Origin of the sequence: Chitinophaga sp. (assembly GCF_036569185.1) — a bacterium.
In the GTDB taxonomy this organism is placed as follows: domain Bacteria; phylum Bacteroidota; class Bacteroidia; order Chitinophagales; family Chitinophagaceae; genus Chitinophaga.
The window spans coordinates 1-6503 of sequence record NZ_DATCRD010000242.1 but is presented as its reverse complement, the minus strand read 5'-3'; the positions used below and the strand labels follow the sequence as shown (position 1 = coordinate 6503).

6 protein-coding genes are annotated in these 6503 nt (G+C 48.5%); 5 read left to right on the top strand and 1 reads right to left on the bottom strand.

Annotated features, from left to right (window positions below; all coding sequences use genetic code 11):
• From VIM72_RS18490 to VIM72_RS18470, 5 genes are all read left to right on the top strand, one after another.
• On the top strand, positions 1 to 424 hold a 424-nt coding region (locus tag VIM72_RS18490), incomplete at its 5' end, for a tellurium resistance protein TerY (protein WP_332004308.1).
• Positions 425 to 426: 2 nt separating this feature from the next.
• Positions 427 to 1065, top strand: a complete 639-nt coding sequence (locus VIM72_RS18485; RefSeq protein ID WP_332004307.1) for a vWA domain-containing protein — start codon at positions 427 to 429, stop codon at positions 1063 to 1065.
• A gap of 12 nt (positions 1066 to 1077) precedes the next feature.
• Entirely contained in the window at positions 1078 to 2484 is a 1407-nt protein-coding gene (locus VIM72_RS18480; RefSeq protein ID WP_332004306.1) for a PP2C family serine/threonine-protein phosphatase, read from the top strand.
• Positions 2485 to 2488: 4 nt separating this feature from the next.
• On the top strand, positions 2489 to 4000 hold the full coding sequence (locus VIM72_RS18475; protein ID WP_332004305.1) for a helix-hairpin-helix domain-containing protein: 1512 nt from the start codon (positions 2489 to 2491) through the stop codon (positions 3998 to 4000).
• 9 nt (positions 4001 to 4009) lie between these two features.
• A complete protein-coding gene (locus VIM72_RS18470; protein WP_332004304.1) occupies positions 4010 to 5032 on the top strand; it encodes a TerC/Alx family metal homeostasis membrane protein in 1023 nt (340 codons plus the stop codon).
• 327 nt (positions 5033 to 5359) lie between these two features.
• Here the strand turns inward: VIM72_RS18470 and VIM72_RS18465 are convergent, their stop codons facing one another.
• On the bottom strand, positions 5360 to 6277 hold the full coding sequence (locus VIM72_RS18465) for an NADP-dependent oxidoreductase (RefSeq protein ID WP_332004303.1): 918 nt from the start codon (positions 6275 to 6277) through the stop codon (positions 5360 to 5362).
• Positions 6278 to 6503: the final 226 nt, after the last annotated feature.

Here is a 6503-nt window from a genome sequence, read left to right as displayed (position 1 = left end):
CCTCAAAGCCTCCGGAGTAACCGCCATGGGTGCGGCATTAGAGCTGCTTGCAGACAAACTCCAGAATGAAGTAGCCAGGACAACGCCGGAACAGAAAGGCGACTGGAAACCGCTGGTATTTATTATGACCGACGGTGTACCAACCGACGACTGGCAGCGTGGCTACAATAAGCTCAAAGCGGCGAATAAGGGGCTGATCGTAGGTTGTGCTGCCGGCCTTGATGCAGACGACACCGTGCTGAAACAGATAACCACCTCCGTAGTGCGGCTGGATAATGCCGATTCAGAAAGCATCTCCAAGTTTTTCCAATGGGTAACAGCCTCCGTATCTACCACCTCCACCAAAGTGGAAGAATCCGGTAAAGAAGTAACAGGCCTGGCACAGCTGCCGCCACCTCCATCGGAATTAGTAATAATTGCTTAGCCATGACCAGAAGATTATTAGCCTATTTCCTGCTGGATACCTCCGGCTCTATGCACGGGGAGCCTATACAGGCGCTGAATAATGGATTTAATGGCCTGATCAGTATGCTGAGATCCGATCCACAGGCCATGGATTCATTGTATGTAAGTGTTATCACCTTTGATAAAGAGGTTAAAAATATCATTCCCCTGACCGACCTGGCCAGCTTTAAGCCAGTGGAAATTAAATGTCCTGAAAGCGGGCCTACACATACGGGGCAGGCACTGGAAATGCTTTGCGATCTTGTAAGAACAGACCTGGTAAAGGGCTCAATGGAAAGAAAGGGTGACTGGAAGCCACTGCTGTTTGTATTTACAGATGGCAAACCTTCGGACTTGCAGCTGTACCGCACGGCCACAGCAAAAGTAAAAGCGCTGGACTTTGGGATGATCGTTGGCTGCGCAGCCGGTCCCAAAGCGGAAACAAGTTTCCTGAAAGAGCTAACTAATGAAGTTGTCAGGTTGGACACTACCGATGTGAATACACTGACCACCTTCTTCAAGTGGGTCAGCTCCTCTATTGAAATGGGCAGTAAGTCGCAGGGCACCGGTGAAAACATGGTGCTGCCGCCTCCACCCGGTGAATTAATTATCGTGGTATAAAACATTAGGATAATGGTAGAACTATTCTTAAAACAATTGCTGGCGGAGTTCAACATTGCAGCAGGTAAATTTTCGGATAACACGGTTGCCCGGCTTTTACACAATGCGAAAATTAATGAGTTGACTAAATCCATCACTGCTGCTAAAAACAAGGTGATAAGCATCTTTCATATATATAAAGAAACAGAGGAATTTAAGGATGCGCAGATCATGCTGCCAAATGCTGTTTCCAGGAAGCATTATGAATACAGGGTTGATCTTTCCCGCTTTCCCAATATCTGTATCAGGGAGATCCGGAATCTTGATAAAGCAGGGCTTTCATTTGATGTTGCTTCCGCAAAAATATCCGGCATACCAGCGTCAGCCCTTTCGGTGGACCTGCAGTTATCCTTTACCTGCGGCCAGGGTGAGGACCAGGTGGAAGACATAAAGATCATCCCCTTTACCGTAAATGCTGATCCAAAGGACCTCTGGCTGAATAAGCCCAGTAATAAAAATGATCTTTATGCAAAGGCAGACAGTGACAAATATGCCGGGCCATTTCTTGACAAACGCATCGCAGTGGCCTCACAACGCGGCAGGTCGCATGCACATGAAGGCGCATTCCGGGACGATCATTTTTACGTATGCAAACTACCACTGGGTTGGGAAATTATTGCCGTGGCCGATGGCGCCGGATCTGCAAAGTTCTCCCGGCAAGGTTCAAAGATTGCCACAACCTTTATTGCCGAAAGCTTTCATGATGAAACCCTGCTGGCCGAACTGTCTGAACGTTGCTCGGATTACTTTAATGCTGCCGTCAGCAATACCCCGGAAACGCCTGCAGCCGCAGAAGATCCGGCATTAAAGCATAAATCATCCATCATTAACATTCTGTACAAACAGGTGCGGAACCTGCATGCAAAGCTGATCGAATTTGCGCAGCAGGAGGCAATACAGCTGAAAGACCTCAATACCACATTGATCTTTGCACTGACCGGAAAATTTGATAACGGTTATACCGTGCTGACATTCGGTGTGGGCGATTGCCCGGTAAATATTATTACCGGCAATCCGGTTGAAGTGAAACTCCTTAACCAGCTGGATATCGGCGAATTTGGTGGAGGCACCCGGTTTGTAACGATGCCTGAGATCTTCACCAATGATATTGCCAGCCGTTTTGCCATCAACCGGTTTGAGGATTTCTCCAGGCTTGTATTAATGACTGACGGCGTGTACGATCCCAAATTTGTTACGGAAAACAAGCTGGAAGACAAAGCCGCGTGGGACGCCTTTTTTGCAGACCTAGACGGCCATAACGAAGACAATGCAAGGGTTGACTTCCTTCGGAATGACGGTATTGAAGACCAGTTGTTATCGTGGCTTAACTTCTGGAGCAAAGGTAATCATGATGACAGAACGCTCGCTATAATTTATTGAAGCTATGAAAACAGTAACGGTTACCTCTATTATTGACGCTTCCAGGTGTTATAAATACATAGACAACGGCAACCCTAAGCAAGGGGGCGTGAAAGATGTATATTTTTCGCCGGACAAAAAGTACGTTGTTGCATTTTTCAGAACTCCACTGGACTATAATCAGAAAGACCGGATCAGGCGGATCGTCACGCTGTACCTGGACAATATAAAAAAGGGCGATGCCCCTGATTATTTCCTGCAGGATATTTACCGTTGGCCTTATGATGCTGTGGAACGTGACGGAAAAACGGGTGTGATAGTTCCTGTTTATGACTCCCGGTTTTTCTTCCGCAAAGGCTATGGCGCCAATGATAATATAAAAGGAGGGGAAAAAGTAGGGAAATGGTTTACCGCACCATCATTCAGGAACAAGCAATACCCGCTGTTCCTTGACAGCGCCGAGCTGGGAGACTGGCTCAGCTACTTCCAGATCGCTATCAGCATTTGCAGGGGTGTTAAGAAAATGCACCAGATGGGCCTTGCGCATTCTGATCTTTCCTATAATAACGTGCTGGTGGATCCTGTTACCAGATCAGCCAACATTATAGACCTGGATGGCCTGGTAGTGCCAGGCTTATTTCCTCCGGAGGTAATTGGCACCGCTGATTTTATTGCGCCGGAAGTGCTCCGCACCAAACACCTGAAGCTTTCAGATACCGGTCGTATCCTGCCTAACCAGCGCACAGACCTGCATGCACTGGCCGTACTTATTTACATGTACCTGTTAAGACGGCATCCGCTAAGGGGCGGCAAAATATGGGACCTTGATGCAGAAAAAGATGAGCTGATGGCTATGGGCGAAAAAGCACTGTTTGTAGAACACCCCGGCGATAAAACAAACAAAGTAAAAACTGACCAGCTGCGCAAATGGGATGCTATCTGGGGTAATCCCGAAAAAATTCCTTATACCGTTACCGGGCCCTATTTATCAGAACTGTTCAGGCGCGCCTTTATTGATGGTCTTCACAACCCTATGCTGCGTCCTATTGCCAATGAATGGGAAACGGCGTTAATTAAGACGGTCGACATGGTTCAACCTTGCAGCAATCCATCCTGTGAGGAGAAGTGGTATGTATTCGACAATACGGCCAAACCTGCCTGCCCGTTCTGTGGCGCCCAGCACAAAGGCCCCCTGCCTGTTGCAGACCTGTATTACAAATTCAAAGATGATGTGTGGAAACCGGAAGGGCACCGCCTGATGGTTTACCACAACCAATATCTCTTTAAATGGCATGTTTCCAGGAAGGTCATCCGGAATGAAAGCCTGGGCCCGGAAGATAAAAAGCCGGTAGGATACTTTGCTTACCATCAACATAAATGGGTGCTGGTGAACCAGGCATTGGACGGGATGAAAGACCTGGTAACCCAGCAGGAAGTTCCCCGCAACGCCATGGTTGAGCTGACCAGCGGAAGCAAGATCCTGTTATCGGATAAAGAAGGCGGCAGACTGTTATATATCACGATCACTAATCAGTAATTACGAAAAATGGAACAAAATATTTTACACCTGCACCCGGGCCTGATATGGGTTTTCGGCGCAACAATTTTAATCATGCTTTTGCTTGATCTCGGTGTTTTTCATAAGAAAAGCCATGTGGTATCTACCCGGGAGGCCATCGTCTGGTCTGGGGTATGGATTAGCCTGGCCATGATCTTTTCCGGTGTTATATGCTGGGTATTTAACCAGGACAACGGCGGCACCGCGCTGGCAGTGGAAAAATTCACACAGTTCCAGGCAGCGTATTGGATAGAGAAGGCGCTTTCCGTAGATAATCTCTTCGTATTCATCCTGGTGTTTTCTTATTTTAAAGTGCCGCGCCAGCTGCATCACCGCGTATTATTCTGGGGCATCCTGGGCGCGCTGGTATTCCGCGCCATCTTTATATTTGCAGGGGTGGGGCTTATTAATATAACCTATTTGAATCCCCTCCTGGATTTACTGGGTGCAAAACCACTGGCATGGAATATTAATCTTGTACTAACGGCTTTCGGCCTGTTCCTCGTATATGCAGGCATCAAATCGTGGGGTAAAGGAGAGGAGGAGGAAGAGGCGGATTTCAGCAGCTCAGCAGGATCCAGGCTGGTACACCGGCTTTATAAAGTAAGCGGCCACTATGACAGAGGAAAATTTTTCACTGTACAAAACGGAATAAAAGTGGCTACGCCGTTATTAGTTGTGCTGGGTGTTATTGAATTTACAGATGTATTGTTTGCGGTGGATTCTATTCCTGCGATCTTTGCTATCTCAAAAGATCCCTTTATCCTTTATACCTCAAATATTTTCGCCATACTGGGCTTGCGTTCCCTTTATTTCCTGCTGTCAAATTTCATTCATATGTTCAGTAAGCTACCTTACGGCCTGTCTATCATCCTGACTTTTATAGGTATAAAGATGATCATTTCGCCATGGGTTCATATTCCGTCGCCGGTATCACTGGGAGTGGTAGTGGGGGTATTGTTATTATCTGTTTTGGTGTCGCTGGTATTCCGGGAGCGAGAGGTGGTTTAGGGGGAGTGAGGTGTGTGAAGCGCATTCACAAGCATAAGCAACCCACATCATGTTTTGTTTTATCTGTACATACATAACCAGGTGTTGTCTTATACTACAGATCTGTAGCTGTTGTAAATATGCCGTTGGGGAAGGCCATAGATCAGATTGGAGCGGCCTTACGGGCTTGTGATCAGTCTTCGCAAATCCAAAGGATCATTTGCGCTGCCCAAAACAATGGAGTATGTCCATCCTAAACTGAGTGTACATACTCCATTGTTTATTAACCCGTTCAAAGAAAATGATAACGATGATCAGCGGGTGATGTACCCTTCGGCGTCTGAACTTTTAAGGGCGGACGCGGATAACCGTTTTTCCGCTGACCCGGTCGGTTGAATTGAAGATCGCAACGGCGTCGTCCAGAGAAGATATATTGCCGATGTTCGTCCGCAGACGTCCCTCGCGTAGCCGTTGTACAATTTCATTCAGCTGGTTTGGATCTGCAATAACAACAAAGTCGATCGCCGATCCGTTAGCAGGCGGGGTTTCGACCGGACCTGCGATGGTCACCAGCGTTCCTCCTGACCTGATCAGGCCTGCGGACTGGCTGGCAATATCTCCACCGAAGATGTCGAAAACCAAATCGACTTTGGCAATGTCCTGCAGCTTATCGTTTTCAAGGTCAACGTACTCCTGTGCACCGAAATTGAGTGCCGGCTGGCGGCCGTCCGCACGCCCCGTGCCGATGACATAGGCCCCGGCCGCACGCGCGAGTTGGGTTGCCATAGAACCCACCACGCCAGCCGCCCCGTGTATAAGAACTGTCTGCCCCGCGCGAAGGCGGCCATGCTCGAACAGGCCCTGCCATGCGGTCAGGCCAGGCATCACGAGGGCTGCGCCATCTATGAAGCTAACATCGGCCGGCAGTGGCGCAAGGTTACGTGCTTCGACGGCTACATACTCCGCCAGCGCACCGTCGCGGTACCAGTCTGTGAGGCCAAATACGCGTTGTCCTATGGAAAGGCCTGTTGTTCCATAGCCAACGGCAGTGACAATGCCAGCCAGCTCATGACCGGGGATAGATGGCGTCCTGTCTTTGCCGGCGCGATCGGTCCAGGTAGCAGGCCATGACAGCTCATCTCCTGTTATCGCCGACGCATGCACCTCAACGATCACGTCATTTATCGCTGCTTGCGGCTCGGGGCGCTCTACAAGCCGCATCCCGGCCTTTCCCGCAGCTTGGTCTGTTACTACGATTGCTTTCATAACACACCTCCTTTTTTGTTCATCAGCAAGCATCCACTTGAGAAAGTGTTGTTGCTGTATACTATTGTCTTCAACATGATTCTAATGTTTAAGTAGTGAAATGATCTTATTAATCCGGTGTAAAGTTAGAGTTCGATCTGGCTGGCTTGGTAGACCAATTTCAAAATACTTAGGGGTCCAGTTTATGAACCGGTGTCACTTTATGCGGCGCTGGCCACCCTTATGG